Below are 17,650 nucleotides of genomic sequence, written 5' to 3' on the forward strand. Positions count from 1 at the left end.
TTGCGATTTTTCATCTAAGAGAGTAGGAATGTTCATGCTAACTTATCGAGTCACACCAGCGATTGAATTGCGAGAACCGCTACCCCAAAGCGATGCGCCGGCATTACTAGCATTATTAACCGCTAATCGTGCGCAGTATCAGTATTATTTGCCATGGGTGGCTAAGATTCAAACAGTGGCGGATGAACAACGCTTTTTAACTTTTGCACAAGCTCAGTTACAACAAGCGCAAGCGCTCAACCTAGTCATTGTCGTTGAACAACGGGTTGCGGGAATGGTTAGCTGTGACCACTTCGATGATAACGACCACAGTGCCAACATCGGCTATTGGTTGGGACGACCATTTCAGGGACGCGGCGTCATGACGGCTGCCGTCCGTGGCGTTTGTGATTTGGGTTTTAATCAGTATCATCGGCAATGTTTGCGGATTCGTGCGGCGGTGGACAATCAGGCAAGCAATGCGGTGGCGCAACGGGCGGGCTTTGACTTTTTGATTCAGCATCCAGGTGGTCAGCACTTATTGGATGGCGATCATGATGAGAATGTGTATCAGGTTTCAGCGGTTGATTGGCTGGCGAAGCGCCACAAGTGATGACGATTAAACAAAATAAAACTGACTAGCCAAGATGGTTAGTCAGTTTTATTAACGTCTAATTTTTAACTGTCACCACTTGCCACGTCTTAGGAATTGTAAACAAATATTGGCGTTGAACAATTTTTGTCTTGGTATTTCCTAGGCTGAATAACACGTGTGTCAGGTGATTTTTGAACTGCCAAGTCGTGGTCTTTAGTTGAACCTGCGCGGGTGAACCGCTAGTCAGTTTAGTTGTTGTGGTGGTTGCGGTCACCGTGTGACTGACTTTAGTGGCGGCTGCAACCCGGTAACTGATGACGCGTTCAGACCCTGTTCCGAGTTGCTGGACCCGCAACGCTACTTGTTTGGATTTTAGCGGGGCTAAGTCTTGAATCTGCGTGCGGGTGACCTCGTGCATGCCCCAATGGTAATTGTCGTTTAGGACGAGGGCGATGAGGCTAGCGGCAATAATCAGGCCACTAATAATAATGGCAATGAGACGGTTGCGGCCTGCTGGTGAAAAAATCATCGTGCCAGCAAAGACAAGGGTTGCAAGAATTAGTAAGACAATGATCATGCGGCATCATCCTCCTGACTAATGGTTTTTGAATGATTGGCTTTTAAGAAGAAGGTAATCCCAAAGCCAATCGCACAAAAAATGAGTGAGACAACGAACGCCATGTGATAACCAGTTAAGGTTGCGGTGATTCCGTCCTGACGGTATTTCAAAGGTGCCTGTGTCAGTAATTGATGTCCCGGCATTTGCCACTTAGCGACGCTGGAGTAGACACTGATTAAAACGGCCGTCCCCATTGAAGCTGCGACTTGACGTAGGGTGTTGTTGGCGGCGGTCCCATGGGAAATCAGCCGGAAAGGTAACGCATTGATCCCGGTCGTTGTGACGGGCATGGTAACCATGGTCAGGCCAAACATCCGAATGGCGTAAACAACGATGATCCATAAGATTGGGGTCGTGGCACTAATTGATAGGAAGAAAGCAGTTCCTAGCGTTAGGAGTAACATCCCCGTCATTGCTAGTCTGCGGGCACCGATATGGTCAAAGATGCGACCAGTAATGGGGCTCATAATCCCCATCATGATTGCGCCAGGTAATAAAATCAATCCAGAGTCCATTGCTGAACGACCGAGGACCGTTTGAATATACATTGGCAAAATCATTTCGACGCCCATCATAGCCATGTAAGCGAGGGCGGTCAGGATTGCGGATAGGGTGAAAGCTGGAATCTTAAAGACACGTAATTCCAATAATGGCTGATCCATGTGAAGTTGCCGCCAGACGAATAGACCAATGAAAATCAGACCAATGACTAAAGTTGTGAGAACGACTGGGTCGCCCCAACCAGCATTACCAACGGATGAAAAACCGTATAACATACTGCCAAAACCAATTGTTGAGATCAAGACTGACCACCAATCAATTGGTTGTTTGGAAGTTGGTAAGACTTTCCGCAAAGTGAAGAATGAAACGATGATGACTAGGATATTGATTGGCAGGATGAATAAGAAGAGTGCCCGCCAGGAATAGTTATCAATAATCCAGCCAGAGAGTGTCGGTCCGATGGCGGGTGCTAAGCCAATAACAATTCCGGCTGTCCCCATTGCGGAACCCCGTTTTTCGGGTGGATAAACTGAAGACATGATTGTTTGAAACGCTGGGGCGGAAATTCCGACGCCCATTGCTTGAATCATTCGGGCAATCAGCAACATCTGAAAGTTGACGGCAAAGTACGCCAGCGTAGTTCCCAGACCAAAAATAAGCATGGCTGTTAAGTACAAATACTTGGAATTGATTCGGGTCAGTAACCAGGCACTGACGGGAATCATGATTCCCATGATTAACATGAAACCAGTGGTCAACCACTGAACAGCGGTTGCTGAAATATGAAAATCGGCCATTAACGTTGGAAAAGCTGTCGTTAATAGTGTTTGGGTAATGAAGGTGGTGAACGTCCCGACAAGTAAAGTCAATACAAGCCAAGTCCGGTGATAGGGCTGGCCGTTGGCATCAAGCGGCAACGTTGAATTTTGAGTTGGCATAATACCGTCCTTTCTTTTATAAATTCTGTAATAATGCACAATCAATAAGTATATCACGATGCAAGTCCTAGGCCTATTAATTGGTACTGGGGCGGTCTGCTGAGTGTTCGGTGTCGTGGTAAAATAAAATAGATAATATTAGTTAATTTGTGGTGAGTCGTGCTAATGATAGCCAGCACAATTCATCGACATTCAGTAAGAAAGCTAAAAAATATGACCAAAAAATATTTAACATTTGATTGTTACGGGACGTTAATTAATACTGAGCCGCTGTATCAATGGGTGGCTAATTTAGGATTGGCGATTGGTTTAGACCCACTAACGGTTCGCAAAGCCTGCGCGACTTATGAGGACGAGCCTGCCAGTGTCAATCCTTATCTAGATTATTCAACATTAGTCCGGGCTGATCTTAAGCATTTAGATCGATTGTTTGAACAGAGACACTTCTTTGAAAGTCATTACGTTGAATGCTTGGAAGTGCAACGACACCTATTACCATACGCCGATGTTATACCGACCTTAATAGCCTGGCAGCAATTGGGCTATCAATTGATTATTATGTCGAATTCTTCCTGGGATGTTATGCCGGCCAACATTGCTGCTTTAAAGGTGCCGTTCACAGCGATTGTTACGGCTGAAGACGTTCAAGCTTACAAACCAGCGTCAGCTTTCTTTGAAACGGTTCAAGAGCGTTTTAAGTTAACGGCAGATAATCATTGGCATATTGCACGTGGCTATGAATCCGATGTTGTTCCAGCCAGTGCTATGCAGTGGCCGATGATTTGGATTAATCGTGATCAGCGACAACCGACTAGTTCTGAACGGCCGACCCATATGGTTACTGATTTGGCCGCTGCTAAGCAGTGGGTTAACTAGGTGTGCGCGGTAGTGTCCCCGTTGATCAACAGTTAAAACACTGGTTGATCATCAGGGTTGAACAAGCTTTCTAATTTTGACTAAGCTGTTAAATCTCAAAATTGGAAAGGAAATTAACGTGAATTCAAAATCTTTAAATAAAAGTACGGTCCTATTAATGGCGATCTCCGCAGCCATTGTAGTGGCTAATATTAATTATATTCAACCGATTGAGGCGGACATTGCGCAACAGTTTAATCTCCCAAACGCCGTTATTGGCGCGGTGGCAATGCTGACGCAGTTAGGCTATGCCTTTGGGTTGCTCTTAATTGTACCCATGGGTGATATCATGAATCGCCGAATGTTGATTATGCGCTTACTGGTACTCGCAATCATTTCAGCGTTACTAGCCTTCGTGGCTCCCAATATTTGGGTGTACGCCTTGGCAAGCTTACTGATTGGGATAACCTCGGTGGCACCACAAGTTATTATTCCGTACGCCGGCTTTCTCGCACCTCGTAATCAGCGTGGTCAAGTCTTGGGCAACGTCCTGAGTGGCTTGCTCGTGGGGGTTCTCTTGTCACGAACTGTCAGTGGGGTACTTGCGAGCTATTTGCCTTGGCAGATGGTCTATCTGATTGCCGCTATCTTGATTGCAGGATTGTGGCTCGTCTTGTGGCGAAAATTACCGCATGATCCCGTGACGACACATACCACGAATTATAAAGCCATGATTCAGACAGTACCTCAGTTAGTAAAACGCTATCCGGTTTTGCGAGCGTCGGCTGTTAACGGATTTGTCTTGTTTGGTGTTTCTAATATTTTCTGGGCAACACTCGTCTTTTACTTGCAACATCAATACGGGTGGGGAAGTCGTGAAGCTGGTCTGCTTGCGTTGCTAGGTGTTACCGGTGTGTTAGCAGCCCCTTTAATTGGCCGTCTAGCTGATCGTTTTCGGCCCCGAACGATTATCGGCTTGGGTCTAGTGTTATCAACATTAGCCTACGTAGTGTTTTGGCTGAGTGGTACGCATTTGGTGGGGTTAATTATTGGTATTGTCATTCTTGATTTAGGTACTCAATTCGGGCAGGTCGCGAATCAGACACGGATTCAAAGCATCGATGTCCATGCCAGTAGCCGTTTCAATTCGGTATTCATGTTTGGCTACTTCATGGGTGGCGCCCTAGGTTCATTTTGTGGCAACGTCTTATGGGATTTAGCTGGTTGGAACGGCGTCTGCGGGTTAGCGGTCGTCGTGTTAATGATTGGCTTTTATGCCCACTTTGTTCATTATCCACGGGTGGTGACACGACAAGCGCAACATTAGCAGTGTATTAGTTAATCGGTCATGAATCATGATTAAAACGTGTCAAGTTTAGATTGTTGTTCGTCAGCCGGTGTGCGTCCTATTCCGACCTCCGGGGCTGGGTGACAATTGCTGGAACGCAGCCGACGTCGATTTGAGCTAACGCATAACCCGCGTCATCTCAAATACGAGTCTTATTCTAAGCCGGAAGAAAATCACTTCCGACTAAGAATAATTTGGCTACTGAGCATTGTCACCCAGCCCCTACAGTCGGGAACCCGCTCGAATGGCTAATGAACGGCCACTTAACTTAGCACAATCTGTTGTTGGCTATTTTGATACGGGAACTTTAAACGAAACGTTAGGGTTGTATTAACCACTTTGTCGAGACGGCCAATTATTACGATGTTGATTGAGGAATAGTGAGACATCCTAATATCATTTTCACCCTGACAGTTGATTGATAAAATTATTGTTTATGAAAAACAATGACGAATTTACCAAAAGTTGGGTACGCACATGTCCGCCATTCGAACACTGTCCCGACTGGAAGGCGTTTCGGCCAATGCTCAGCGGTGAAATTCCACTTAGCAAGCGTCCTTGGCTTGGTTAGTGGAAGACCAGTATTTAAGACGTGGGCTTCGGCTTAAATCTGTGTCCACCGCGTTCCAGCAATTGGCAGAAATACCTGGAAGTCGGCGTAGGACGAACTTGAAAAGCATGTTTACGCCCACTCGCACCTGTTTCCAGCGGTTTTTAGCTGGCCGTTTTTGAACTTAAAAAACGACACGTTTTAATCATGATTAATCCTAAAATGACTAGCACGATACCTGTTGTTAAGTAGGCTGTTGATGTTTGTGTAATAACTTAATGATTGGTATAGGCGCTGGCAGTAGGGGACAGTTAATTAATATGAAGTATGCTGATGATGAGCTTAATGAATATTAACCATAATTGGCGTTGAACTTAATATTAGTCGTAAATCAATTAAAAGGATTGTATTTCAGAGAAAATGGTCTAAACTCTAATTATTCATGTTAGAAGATGTAACATGAAATCTAAATAAGAGGGTTTTGCTATGCGAATTGAAGCTGATTGTATTGGTAAGTTAGCTGTTCCGGATGATGCTTTGTATGGAATTCATACGTTACGTGCCGTTCATAATTTTCCGATTACGACGGAATTGATGCATCCACTGATCATGCAAAGTCTTGTTCAAATCAAGAAAGCGGCGGCCAGTGTGAATGCGGCTGCCGGAACTTTGTCTAATGATAAGGCACACGCCATTATTGCGGCATGTAATCAGTTACTACTGGGGCGTTACGCGGATAACTTCATTGTGCCAGCGATTCAGGGGGGTGCTGGGACCTCGGCTAACATGAACGTCAATGAAGTGGTGGCTAATTTGGCTCACCGATTGATGCCGGCAGTTGCCGTTCATCCCAACGATGATGTTAATCAATCACAATCAACCAATGATACTTTTCCAACGGCCGGTAAAATGGCGCTTTGCATGCAACTCCCAGGACTATTAACGGCACTCAGCCGGTTGGTACAAACGTTACTGGTTAAATCGCAGCGTTATCAAGATGCCATCAAAGTTGGCCGAACTCAGCTTGAAGATGCGGTACCGACGACGTACGGGCGGACCTTTCATGCTTATTACCAATTATTCAAGCGTGATTTGACCCGTGTACGGCAGGCGGGCGAACATCTCCGAATCGTAAATTTGGGTGGGACTGCAATCGGTACCGGCATCAACGCGACTCACACGTATCAACAACAGATTTTAGTGAAATTAAATCAAAATACTGATTTAGATTTAGTAGCCGCACCAGACTTGATCGATGCAACGCAAAACTGCGATTTGTTCGTGGAATTCTCTGCGGCCATGAAGACGTTAGCCGTTGACCTTTCCAAGTTTAGCAATGACTTAAGATTGCTGGCGAGCGGCCCACAAGCTGGCTTTGGTGAATTGAATTTGCCCGCGCAGCAAGCAGGTTCTTCTATTATGCCAGGTAAAATCAATCCGGTTATTCCGGAGGTTGTTAACCAAGTTGCGTTTGAAGTGATTGGTCACGACACGACGGTAACAATGGCAGCGGAAGCAGGCCAATTGGAATTAAACGCTTTCGAGCCGATTATGTTACGGGCATTGCTAACCAGTGAGCAGCATTTACAGCAGGCCTTGACTACATTAGTCGATCACTGTGTGCGGCAATTGACGGTCAATCGCCAACGCTGTGCAGATCAAGTGGCACATTCGGCCATTACGGCAACTGTTTTGGCGCCATACCTTGGTTACGAGACGACTACCGCGCTGATTAAAGAAGCGCTCACCACTAACCAAGCAATTCCTGAATTATTACATCGACGTCGCTTGCTTAGCGATGCTTTGGTCGAGCAGCTGTTTTCGCCGGCCGGACTAACTCAGCCACGCCCAGAGGTTATTGAACAACTACGAGCGGTTGCAAAGTAGCCACTGTTTTGCAGTGCAATTTATGGCTGAGATAGGCTAGTGCTGAAGGTTGACACCAGCCAGTTTAAAGCCAATGGACGTCGCACGACTTAGCACAAACTAAAGTTAGCGCGCTTTCTGCCAATTACTAAAACGCAGTGGATCCAAGTTTAAGCCGTATCTCAAATGCTAGTCATTAAAAATGAGTCACCAGAATGAAAAATTCTGATGGCTCATTTTTAGTTGTCGTTTACTTAGTCTTAGCTAAAAGCAGTGAGACACATTAGTGTAAGTTGACCAAAGCAAAAACGATTGGAATGGTAACGACACTTAAAATCGTTGAGATGCTCATTAGGGCAACGGCTGGCCCGGGATCACCGTGGACTTTGAGCGAGAACAAGACGACGATTCCGGCGACTGGGCAAGCAGCCATTAACACTGTGGTGAATAATGGGATGCCAGTGATACCCATTAGCTGGAGGACAACAATCGCCAAGTATGGAAACAATAAATTGCGCAATAAGATGACTAACCAAAGACGTTTATCGAGTGTTGCACGGTTAAGTTTAACGTCTGCCAAACTATTCCCAATAACGATCATGGACAGGGGTGTGTTGACCGAACTGACATATTTAATAGCGCTATTGGCAATCGTTGGCAGTTGCAGCGAGGTTACGAAGATCAGTAGCCCAACAACAATGGCGATGATATTCGGATTAAAGACGATCTGTTTAAGATTATCCCGCCGATTGCCCTGTTGTCCGGTGAAGAGGGTGATACCGTGAGTCCAGCTAAAAATATTGAAGGCCGCTAACGAGGCAACAGCATAGAATACGCCAGTTGCACCGAATAGGGAGCTGGTTAATGGAATCCCCATAAAACCGGCATTAGAATATACGGCACCGTAACGCATAATGCGCCGCAAATTCTGGTCAGAGACGCGTTTGAATAGTAATTGTGTCACAATGATCATGAGCACATAAATGATCACAATTCCAGCAATGACCCGGGCTAACATTTGCAAGCGGTCGGCTGAAAATGTCTTTTCAAAGGCTTGAATAATCAAGCAAGGTGACACAATGTATAACAGGATATTGGTTAAATCAGTTGAAGTCTGGGCATGCATGAAGCCGAGCTTGTTAACGAGCAGGCCGACGAGCATGAGAATGAACATCAAAATGATTTGACTAGTTAGTTGCGTTAAATTCATTTACTTCAGTCCAATAAATTAGAATACTCTCATTATTGAGGCTTGGCCTGAACTTTGTCAAGATTCATTTAGGCCGGATGATGCGCCTGGACAATATCCACGTGATGTTTGAGATGGGGAAAAACATGATGATCAGACCACCCCATGATGGCACCTTGAGCAATTAAGGCAAAGACCGTCCCGAAGCCAATGGCGCGCAAATGACCTGTGGCGAAGAATGAAACGACGATAATCGTCAGAGGTGGCAAATAACTGGTCCACTGAGCAATAATAGCGGAGCCATGTAAAAACCGAAAGCGTAAGATATATGATAAATCATCGTTCGGATGCTGAATTAAATTACAACGCTGGTAAATCGAGACGGCGGCCGCAACGCCTAATAGCCCAAGCACGTTTAGAATTAAGCGTGGTAACAGGGACAGGGCGGGAATCTGTAGCCAATCCCAAAAGTAGCCGATAAATTGGACCAGGTAACTAAAGGGCACGATATAGAGCAAGTTGGAGATAAACCGCCGCCGATCAAAGTGACCTAACAGAAGTTGGTTGAGAATCGTGACAACCACACCGTACAGTAATAAGGTGGTTCCTAATGAAATATGGGTCCAGTCAGCTAGATTAACGCTGGAGCCAGTCCAGACGGCGCTGCCTAGGCTGGTGGCGATGGTGAGCGCGTTGGCAGCAGAATTCAGAATAATGGAAAAGACTAAAAAACCAAAACGTTGACGAAAATCAGGAATGTTCAACACGACTAAGCGACCTTTCAGTTAACAGTATATGAGTTATTATAACCGCTTTCATAAGTAGATGTCACGGCTAGACTCATAAAAATATGCTATACTAATTGCACAATAGATTTTACGGTTGAAGGACACTTCAAGAATCCGGACTACTTTTGGGTTGGGTAGTCAGAGCTTGCAGTGCCCTTTTTTAGGAGGTTTTTAATGGATTACGTTGGTAGTTTAGCGTTGATTTTAATTGTTACGGCGGTTGCGGGTCACCTGAGTGTCCGAATGGGCCTACCCGCGGTGATTGGCCAATTGTTAAGTGGAATTATACTTGGTCCAGCCGTATTAGGTTGGGTCTCAGCAACAAGTTTTATCAAAGACTTCGCGGAGCTTGGCGTGATTATTTTAATGTTCATGGCCGGCTTAGAGAGCGATTTGAAATTGCTGAAGAAGTATTGGCGTCCTAGTTTGTTAGTTGCGGTCCTGGGGGTCATTCTACCCGTTGCGGTGATTGACTGGTGTAGCCAACTATTTCACCTTAACGCCACTGAAAGTTTGTTCTTGGGCGTAACCTTCGCGGCCACATCGGTTTCGATTTCAGTCGCGGTTCTCAAAGAGTTAGGCGCCCTCGATGGTAAAGAAGGGACGACGATTTTAGGTGCAGCGGTCGTTGATGACGTCCTGGCTGTTTTGATTCTGAGTTTGATGATCAGCTTATTTGGCAGTGAAGTCAGTGGTGGCGGTAGTCATGCCTCAACCAACTTGGGACTCTCGCTGGCGATTCAGTTGGCGTTCTTTGTGGCGCTGTACTTTGTGGTCAAGTGGGTAGTGCCACATTTAATGGCCGTGGGGCATGCCCTACTGGTTCCAACATCCATCACGCTGATGTCACTAGTGATTTGTTTTGGACTCTCATACTTAGCGGACGCAATCGGTTTAAGTGCCGTGATTGGCGCGTTTTTTGCCGGTATCGCCGTTGGTCAGACGGACTATCATGAAGTTATCGATGAGCATATTCAACCCATTGGTAATGCTGTATTTATCCCAGTCTTTTTCGTTAGTATTGGGCTGAATATGTCATTCAATGGTTTCTTGAACGATTTTTGGTTCATCGTTGTGATTACCGTTGCGGCAATTGCCACTAAGCTCATTGGTGCCGGGGTCGGCGCACGGTTAGCGGGTTTTAATTGGTTAAGCGGCTATGAGATTGGCGCCGGCATGGTGTCACGTGGGGAGATGGCCCTGATCATTGCACAGATTGGTTATCAAGGCAAATTACTATCAGCTGATCGTTATTCGGCAGTCATCACGGCAATCATTTTAACGACGCTGATTGCACCACTATTACTTCGTCAGGCGGTTAAACGCCAACGTGAAGCTTAAAGCAATTGAAAATCCCAACTTGTTTGCGTATTGCAAACGGGCTGGGATTTTTTAATCACGACATTATTCAGTTGTTAAACGTTGATAGTGGACTTCGGCGAGCTGACCATATCGATTGGTGTCAACTAATTCAAAGCGCTGTTGCTGGTCAATTGCTTTAAATAAGGGAATACCATCACCCAAAATGACTGGTGCAATCTGGATGTAGAGCTCATCAACTAAATCCGCAGCTAACAGCGGCATTAAGACGCCAGCACCGCCAACAATCCAAATATTTTTGCCAGCGGTACGGCGCAAGTCTTCGACGATCTTCGTGACGGGGGTATTGGTGAACTGGGTGCGTTCATCGCCGGTGTGGGGGTGGAAAGTCATGACAATATTGTGGGTCGCCGGATTATATGGATTAATGAGTTGATCAGTGGTTTGTTCCATCGTGTATTCGTAAGTATGGCGGCCCATGATGGCGGTATCAACTTGCTGCATAAATGCTCCGGTGGGGGCATCGTTGGCACCAGCTGTTTTGAACAGCCAGTCCAGCCGATTATCCTTAGTGGCTAAACAACCGTCAATTGAAATGGCCCCATAAAACTGAACTTTACGCATGATTCGACACCTACTTTATCTTTAGTAGTCATATTGTACCATGTTTTCCGGTCATTCACTTGCTGAACTCCGGTAAAAGTTCAGTAACATAATTAAATAATTGGTTCGAAATGGGAGGTAGGAAACTACTTAAGGTGTCGCTGGGAGCGTGTGAATGCTGCAAATAATGATGTTGTGGGGCTAATGAGAATGAGTATCCACAGCGGGTTGAGCAGGTCGTGGTGATCATTGTCGGAGAAGTAGCATACGGGCAATCAAGATGTGAGTTGAAGTAACGATTGGTGGTTTTCAAGGGCCCTACCGTCCGCTATAATTGGATTAGCATTTCATCACATACAGTTTGACCTAATTAGGCGAGCTGGCCTGGTTCGTAAACTTCCCAGGATAAAAAACCAAGAACTTCAGTTATCGGAGGTAAGAGAATGAATGCAACGCGTAACGTTATTATTGACTGTGATCCCGGGATCGATGATAGTTTAGCACTATTATTGGCTCTTAAATCACCGGCACTTAATGTGATTGGGATTACAATTGTTTGTGGGAACGTGCCAACCCATATCGGTGCGGAAAATGCACTGAAAATTTTAGATTTGGCTGACCGATTGGATATTCCAGTCTATTTGGGCGCTAATCGCCCATTGGAAGTCGCCTACACGAGTGCGCAAGACACCCACGGCGATGATGGCTTAGGGAATAGTCAGATTCCAGCGGTAACGGCGGTACGACCGATTCAAGATGCCGCTGGTTTTATTGAAGAGACGCTGATTGAAGCACCTGATACTTCGATTTTAGCGTTGGGACCGTTGACGAACATTGCAACGGTACTGCAACGTGATTCACGCTTATTTGAACAAGTCGATCAATTTACACTGATGGGTGGAAGTTATCGGAGTCACGGTAATTGTTCGCCAGTGGCTGAATACAACTTCTGGTGTGACCCGGATGCGGCCAAGGTCGTCTTTGACTTGATGCCTGTTCCCATTCAGATGGTTGGTTTAGACGTCACGCGTAACATCGTGTTGACACCCAGTTTATTAACGTATATTAAAGACGTCAATCCAGCAATGGGGGCGTTTATTGAGAAAATTACAACCTTTTATTTTGACTTTCATTGGGAATATGAACGGGTTATTGGTTGTGTGATCAATGATCCGTTGGCCGTGGCCGGAATGCTTGACCCAACGATTCTGAGTGGCTTTGAAAGCTACACGACGGTTGTGACGGATGGTGTCGCGCGTGGGCAGTCAATCGTGGATGATCATGATTTCTGGCACAACACACCCAATAGTCAAATCATGACGAAGGTTGACGTCGTAGCTTTTTGGCGGTTGTTCTTAGCGACTGTGGTCGGTGCGGCTGATCCTGATTTAACGCAAGTCTTGCACCAATTGGTGAGTGCATGAAGAGAATAAAAACGCGGGCAATTACGTTATTGGCGCTCTGCATTGCCCTGAATATTGTTGGCAGTAACATTGCCTTGATGTTAAAATTACCGATTTATTTAGATTCAATTGGTACCGTTTTGGCTGCTGCTGTGTTTGGACCACTGGGTGGAATGTTGGCCGGGGGTGCCACCGGAGTTATCGTGGGTGCGACGACAGACCTGTACTCGCTGTTCTTCATGCCCGTTCAACTGCTGACTGGGTTAGTTGCTGGTCTGCTATATCGGCGAATCAAGCCGGGCACGTGGCGGTCAAATTGGTGGCTAGCTGGTGTTATTTCACTTCCCGGAACACTTTTATCCACGGCGATTACGGTCATCTTATTTCATGGCATCACGTCGTCTGGTTCGAGCATGCTAGTCCAATTATTATTAGGTACCGGTATGGGCAAAGCGATGGCCGTCTTCTTGATACAAGTGGGAACGGATTATTTAGATCGGTTTATCACAGTGTACGTGGTCGCACTTGTTTACCGCGCATTGCGATATAAATTGCCGCAAGCTAATTAGTTGAACGGATGACTTGGTGTCGGATGACTAAATCTAAGCATGTTTACGCTAACTCGCACTTTTTCCAGCGGGCCGAAGCAGGCTGTCTTTGAGCTTGGTAAATTCTAGTTTTCGATTCGTAGTATCTGATGAGTCGTGTGAATATGAACAGTAAAAATGACCTCACAGGAACATTCCTGGCGAGGTCATTTTTACTGTTATGAGGTTAAAGTGCAGTGGTTAGTAGCACTACGAGTCGCGGCGACTCATCTTACCATCTTCAATTTGATAGACCACGTCACAGTCATCAATCAGCCGTTGGTCATGGGTCACCATTACGATGGCCTTTTGGTGCTGATGAGCTTCGTTGGCGAGGCGCTTGACGACGTCGATGGAGCGGGGCGTGTCCAGGCTGGCGGTCGGTTCGTCTGCGAGAATGACGCTTGGATCATTGTAAAGAGCGCGGGCGATGGCAACACGTTGGCGTTCACCACCGGAGAGGTCACTTGGGTAGGCATCCCGAACTTCAGTAAGGGCTAACTCTGCTAGTAATTCATCGGTGCCTGCTTGATCAAATTTGCGCCGGGCCATTTTATCGACGAGCTTGAACTGTTCACGAACCGTCAGGAATGGAATCAGATTGGAACTCTGCAAGATAAAGCCAATTTCATTGAAACGGTAGGCTAAGCGCTGTTTTTCCGTTTGATTCGATAGTGGTTGTCCGTTCAGAATAACTTGACCACTTGTTGGCGTTTGTAGACCGGCAGCAATCGTCAAAAAGGTGGATTTACCTGAGCCAGAGGGGCCGATAATCGCGACGAATTGGCCAGCACTGACTTCGAAATTGGCATCAGTCAAAGCGTTAACAGCGGTATGACCGTGACCAAATTGTTTATTAATATTTTGTAAGGCTAAAACTGGTTGACTCATTGATATCATCCTCCTTATCCAATGGCAACGACGGGGTCAATCTTGGCGACAGTCCGCCATGAGAGTAAGGCACCGACGACTGCGGCTAACAAGAGCGCCACGCTATAAATACCAAATTGTGGCCAGTCAATGGCGAATGGTAATCCGGCGGGCATGATTTGCGCGAGGCCTAACGTAATTAGAAGGCCGATGCCGATACCAATGATTGCCATGACAACACTTTGAGTGAGTAGGGCAGCCAAGATGTGTTTGGTACCAATACCTTGTACTTTTAAGACCCCGAACAAGGCTTGTTTTTGAAGGGTCAGAACGAACATGAAAATTCCAATCACGGCTAGGGCAATTGCGAACAAGAAGTAAATCATCGTGTTGAGTGTCAACTGCTCAGCGCTGTATCCTGGTAATTTTTCAATAAACGTGGCAATTGATAAACGTTGCATGTTGCCATGATGTTGAGTCTTAAAATGACTCTTTTTAGTCACAAAGGCGTTGACCGGTTGTTGATCGCCACTGGTGATGGGATTACCTTTGAGACGATTGAGCGTGGCAACGTCCGTGTAGACCGTTGGCGCAATACTATAGGTACTAGCTTTGAAAGTACCAACGATTGTTACCTTTTGATCAGTGGTCCCAATGCGAACTTTCTGACCAATCCGATAGCCTTTGTCTTTTAATCCCGCGGAAATCAATAATTGATTCTTGCCGTTGATTCGGTGTCCTGAGATGACTTTTGGCATCAGAAAACTATCGCGAGTGGTCCCAAAAGCGCTAGCGTTAGTCTTTTGACCATTACTGGCAGTTCGTAAAGTACCGGACAGACTAGCTAAGGGTGCGACGTCCTGACCTTTGATTCGATCTTGGTCTGCTAGTTTTAATTGGGATGCTGATAGTGTCTGATTCGCATCTTCGTTCAAATAAACTGTTTGAGCATGCCACTGGTCAACAGCCTGACGATTACCATTGGATAACCCGTTAGCAAGGCCCGCTAACATAAAGACGACGAGGGCAATTAGTAGCAAAACCCCGCTAAGTAGCCCATATCTGAGTTTTTCGTGGGCCATTTCTTTTAAGCCTAAATACATGTCAATTCCTCCCTTTTAATTTCATTTATCAAGTGATAAATCAATGTGGTAATCGTATCACGTTCATTTTTGTAAATCAAATTTTTTATTTAATTACCAGGCTAAATTATTTCGAAATGGGTACCAAGGCTGGTATGATTAATTTATTGAATAGAGAGGCAGGTAATTATTAATGGTGAACAAGCAGTTCAATCATCGGGCCGCAGTTATTGCTGGTGTGACTGGTGGTGTGATTTCTGGTTTAGTTAAGTTAGGGTGGGAGAATATCCTACCGCCACGAACGCCACAGCGGGATCAAACGAATCCCCCACAACAATTATTGCAACAAATTGGGATTCCCGCCAGCGTTACGCATGCAACGTATTCATATTCTGGTCATGATTTACCAGGTGTCAGCTATGTCATGCATTTCGGATTCTCAACGACGTTTGCTGTGGCCTATAGTTTATGGGCTCGCAAGCACCCCCGGGCAAAAGGTGGCAGCAGCGCGTTGTATGGGTTAGGTATCTGGACAGCCTTTCACCATGGTATCTTGCCAGCACTGGGGACCGTTCCCGCTGCGAAGGATCAACCAATGACCGAACACGTGTCAGAAGCCATTGGGCATGTTTTATGGATGTGGACCGCTGATTGGGTTAGTGCCGCTGTCTATGACCGGATGACCCGTTCCAAATAGCGGTTTAAATCGGTTAGTGAGTGACGACATGATGAGGTGTTGTAGCCGCAGCCGTTGAATAAAGTTGTTGCTTGAAAAACTAGCTTGGTTAGGAATGATTACAACTACTAACCAAGCTAGTTTTAATTGTCGCTATTTTGGTTAATGTTCGGATTCTGATGGTAACGGAAATAGTGATTCACCGCGACAATTACGTGATTATGAGGAAAGCAACTGAGATTAACGTCTATTACAATGGGACCATTTGATTTTAATGATTGATTTTTTAATTTAATTCTCATATTGACTGAAAATGTGCTAAAATATTAATATTGTGTGCAATATTTCATAAAAACATCCATAAATGAGAATGGGGCGGAAGTAGCTTGGAAAAGCAGGGAAAGATGAAGCGGTATCGCCAGTTCCGATTGAGCTTGGGCTGGCAGATCTTAATTGGGCTAGTGCTTGGAATTGTATTAGGGGTCGTCTTTTATGGCAATAAAACGGCAATTACTGCGATGCAAAACATCGGGACGATGTTCATCAGTCTGATTCAAATGATCGTTTTACCAATCGTGGTGGCATGTCTGATTACCGGGATTGCTAATATGGGCGACCTCAAAAAGTTAGGTCGGATTGGTGGTAAAACCATTATCTATTTCGAAATCATGACGACGATTGCGATCGCCTTAGGGTTGTTAATGGGTAACATTTTTCATCCTGGTGACTATATCGATATTCATCAACTACATGCGTCGAATATTAGTCAGTATGTGCAAACCGCTAAGACGGTCTCACACAATGGTATTTGGTCGACGGTCATGGGCATTATCCCGACTAACGTCTTTAAATCATTGTCAGCTGGTGACATGATTCCAGTCATCTTTTTTGCCGTTTTCTTTGGTTTAGGGACGGCGGCTATTGGCGAACAAGGCAAAATCATTCTGGACTTTATGAACGCTGTCGCCGAAGCTATGTTCAAAGTGACGAACTGGGTCATGCACACGGCTCCGATTGGCGTCTGTGCCTTAATTGGGGTCACGGTCGCTGAAATGGGCTTGAAGGCGCTGGCCCCGTTAGGCTATTTCATTATTCTTGCTTATATTACCATGGCAATCTTTATTGTGGTTGTGATGGGCATTGTTGGTAAGTTATTCGGTTTAAATATTTGGCACCTACTACGGGTCATTCGTGATGAAATGGTGCTTGGCTTTTCAACGGCGAGTTCTGAAGCGGCCTTGCCCCGCATTATCGATAAGATGGGGAAATACGGTGTTAGTGAAGGGATTGTCTCATTTGTGATCCCAACTGGGTATACGTTTAACTTGGATGGCTCCGCAATTTATCAATCGTTAGCGGCGCTTTTCTTAGCTCAGGCTTATGGGATTCACCTGTCACTCAGCCAGCAGATCACTTTATTGATTGTACTTATGATTACGTCAAAGGGGATTGCTGGTGTGCCAGGGGCTTCGTTTGTTGTCTTATTGGCGACGATTTCAACGATTGGCGTGCCAGTACAAGGACTCGCTTTTATTGCGGGAATCGACCGGCTAGTTGACATGGGACGAACCGTGGTTAACGTGGTCGGCAATTCATTAGCTGCGGTGATTATCGGTAAGTCAGAACATGAATTTGATACGGCCAAAAGTGATCAGTATTTAGCTGAGATTCGGGCGGGGCATGCGCGCGCAATTACGAAATAATTGCTAACAGCTCTGTCAGTTGGTTCTGCATTAATAATGCGATGGCGATGATCACTGATGATTGATAGGCCCAAAAGTTGCATTTCAGAAATTAATTTCTGAAATGCAACTTTTTTATGATATCTTATTCTGGTTACAGCAATTACTTCAGCGATTAAGTTATGATAAGACCTATAGG

The 17,650-nt window shown here is 45.6% G+C and carries 16 protein-coding genes and 1 riboswitch; of the genes, 9 read left to right on the forward strand and 7 right to left on the reverse strand.

Annotated features, from left to right (window positions below; translation table 11 throughout):
• Positions 1-28 precede the first annotated feature (28 nt).
• The gene (locus MMY95_RS03090) at positions 29-592 is read left to right on the forward strand and encodes a GNAT family N-acetyltransferase (RefSeq protein WP_063485507.1); all 564 of its coding nucleotides are present in this window, start codon (positions 29-31) and stop codon (positions 590-592) included.
• A gap of 58 nt (positions 593-650) precedes the next feature.
• Here the strand turns inward: MMY95_RS03090 and MMY95_RS03095 are convergent, their stop codons facing one another.
• Together MMY95_RS03095 and MMY95_RS03100 are read right to left on the reverse strand one after the other, a co-directional pair.
• Positions 651-1,151, reverse strand: a complete 501-nt coding sequence (locus MMY95_RS03095) for a DUF4811 domain-containing protein (RefSeq protein WP_053267203.1) — start codon at positions 1,149-1,151, stop codon at positions 651-653.
• Positions 1,148-2,632: an MDR family MFS transporter gene (locus MMY95_RS03100; RefSeq protein WP_053267204.1), complete on the reverse strand. Its 1,485-nt coding sequence runs from the start codon at positions 2,630-2,632 to the stop codon at positions 1,148-1,150. Before MMY95_RS03100 ends, MMY95_RS03095 begins: the two co-directional genes overlap by 4 nt.
• Positions 2,633-2,845: 213 nt before the next feature.
• Here MMY95_RS03100 and MMY95_RS03105 point away from each other — a divergent pair, with 213 nt between their 5' ends.
• The 3 genes from MMY95_RS03105 (at position 2,846) to MMY95_RS03115 (ending at position 7,272) form a co-directional block, all read left to right on the forward strand.
• Positions 2,846-3,508: an HAD family hydrolase gene (locus MMY95_RS03105; protein ID WP_241277495.1), complete on the forward strand. Its 663-nt coding sequence runs from the start codon at positions 2,846-2,848 to the stop codon at positions 3,506-3,508.
• Between the two features lie 118 nt (positions 3,509-3,626).
• Positions 3,627-4,814: an MFS transporter gene (locus MMY95_RS03110; protein ID WP_011101930.1), complete on the forward strand. Its 1,188-nt coding sequence runs from the start codon at positions 3,627-3,629 to the stop codon at positions 4,812-4,814.
• Positions 4,815-5,871: 1,057 nt separating this feature from the next.
• On the forward strand, positions 5,872-7,272 hold the full coding sequence (locus MMY95_RS03115) for an aspartate ammonia-lyase (RefSeq protein ID WP_003642112.1): 1,401 nt from the start codon (positions 5,872-5,874) through the stop codon (positions 7,270-7,272).
• Positions 7,273-7,534: 262 nt separating this feature from the next.
• Here the strand turns inward: MMY95_RS03115 and MMY95_RS03120 are convergent, their stop codons facing one another.
• Both MMY95_RS03120 and MMY95_RS03125 read right to left on the reverse strand, forming a co-directional pair.
• On the reverse strand, positions 7,535-8,461 hold the full coding sequence (locus tag MMY95_RS03120; RefSeq protein ID WP_003644751.1) for an AEC family transporter: 927 nt from the start codon (positions 8,459-8,461) through the stop codon (positions 7,535-7,537).
• Between the two features lie 68 nt (positions 8,462-8,529).
• Positions 8,530-9,207 carry a hypothetical protein gene (locus MMY95_RS03125; RefSeq protein WP_003644810.1) on the reverse strand — a complete coding sequence of 226 codons (678 nt, stop codon included), beginning with the start codon at positions 9,205-9,207 and terminating at the stop codon, positions 8,530-8,532.
• Positions 9,208-9,402: 195 nt separating this feature from the next.
• Here MMY95_RS03125 and MMY95_RS03130 point away from each other — a divergent pair, with 195 nt between their 5' ends.
• A complete protein-coding gene (locus MMY95_RS03130; RefSeq protein WP_047673889.1) occupies positions 9,403-10,569 on the forward strand; it encodes a cation:proton antiporter in 1,167 nt (388 codons plus the stop codon).
• Positions 10,570-10,632: 63 nt separating this feature from the next.
• On the opposite strand, the gene MMY95_RS03135 is transcribed toward MMY95_RS03130, so the two are convergent.
• Complete coding sequence (locus MMY95_RS03135; protein ID WP_241277496.1) at positions 10,633-11,172, reverse strand: dihydrofolate reductase family protein; 540 nt, start codon at positions 11,170-11,172, stop codon at positions 10,633-10,635.
• Positions 11,173-11,529: 357 nt separating this feature from the next.
• Positions 11,530-11,574, forward strand: a riboswitch (PreQ1 riboswitch).
• Positions 11,575-11,594: 20 nt separating this feature from the next.
• Here MMY95_RS03135 and MMY95_RS03140 point away from each other — a divergent pair.
• A complete protein-coding gene (locus MMY95_RS03140; protein WP_076662066.1) occupies positions 11,595-12,575 on the forward strand; it encodes a nucleoside hydrolase in 981 nt (326 codons plus the stop codon).
• A complete protein-coding gene (locus MMY95_RS03145; RefSeq protein ID WP_015380784.1) occupies positions 12,572-13,123 on the forward strand; it encodes an ECF transporter S component in 552 nt (183 codons plus the stop codon). Before MMY95_RS03140 ends, MMY95_RS03145 begins: the two co-directional genes overlap by 4 nt.
• Before the next feature lie 228 nt (positions 13,124-13,351).
• Here the strand turns inward: MMY95_RS03145 and MMY95_RS03150 are convergent, their stop codons facing one another.
• The gene (locus MMY95_RS03150; RefSeq protein ID WP_003642105.1) at positions 13,352-14,032 is read right to left on the reverse strand and encodes an ABC transporter ATP-binding protein; all 681 of its coding nucleotides are present in this window, start codon (positions 14,030-14,032) and stop codon (positions 13,352-13,354) included.
• Positions 14,033-14,046: 14 nt separating this feature from the next.
• Positions 14,047-15,114 (reverse strand): FtsX-like permease family protein, encoded by a 1,068-nt coding sequence (locus tag MMY95_RS03155; protein ID WP_003642104.1) that lies wholly within the window; start codon positions 15,112-15,114, stop codon positions 14,047-14,049.
• Positions 15,115-15,286: 172 nt separating this feature from the next.
• Between MMY95_RS03155 and MMY95_RS03160 the strand changes: the two genes are divergently transcribed.
• Together MMY95_RS03160 and MMY95_RS03165 are read left to right on the forward strand one after the other, a co-directional pair.
• Entirely contained in the window at positions 15,287-15,790 is a 504-nt protein-coding gene (locus tag MMY95_RS03160) for a DUF1440 domain-containing protein (protein ID WP_003642103.1), read from the forward strand.
• 383 nt (positions 15,791-16,173) lie between these two features.
• The gene (locus MMY95_RS03165; RefSeq protein ID WP_003644750.1) at positions 16,174-17,472 is read left to right on the forward strand and encodes a cation:dicarboxylase symporter family transporter; all 1,299 of its coding nucleotides are present in this window, start codon (positions 16,174-16,176) and stop codon (positions 17,470-17,472) included.
• Positions 17,473-17,650 lie beyond the last annotated feature (178 nt).

The organism is Lactiplantibacillus sp. ME-2 (genome assembly GCF_022549155.1).
Taxonomy (GTDB): Bacteria; Bacillota; Bacilli; order Lactobacillales; family Lactobacillaceae; genus Lactiplantibacillus; species Lactiplantibacillus plantarum.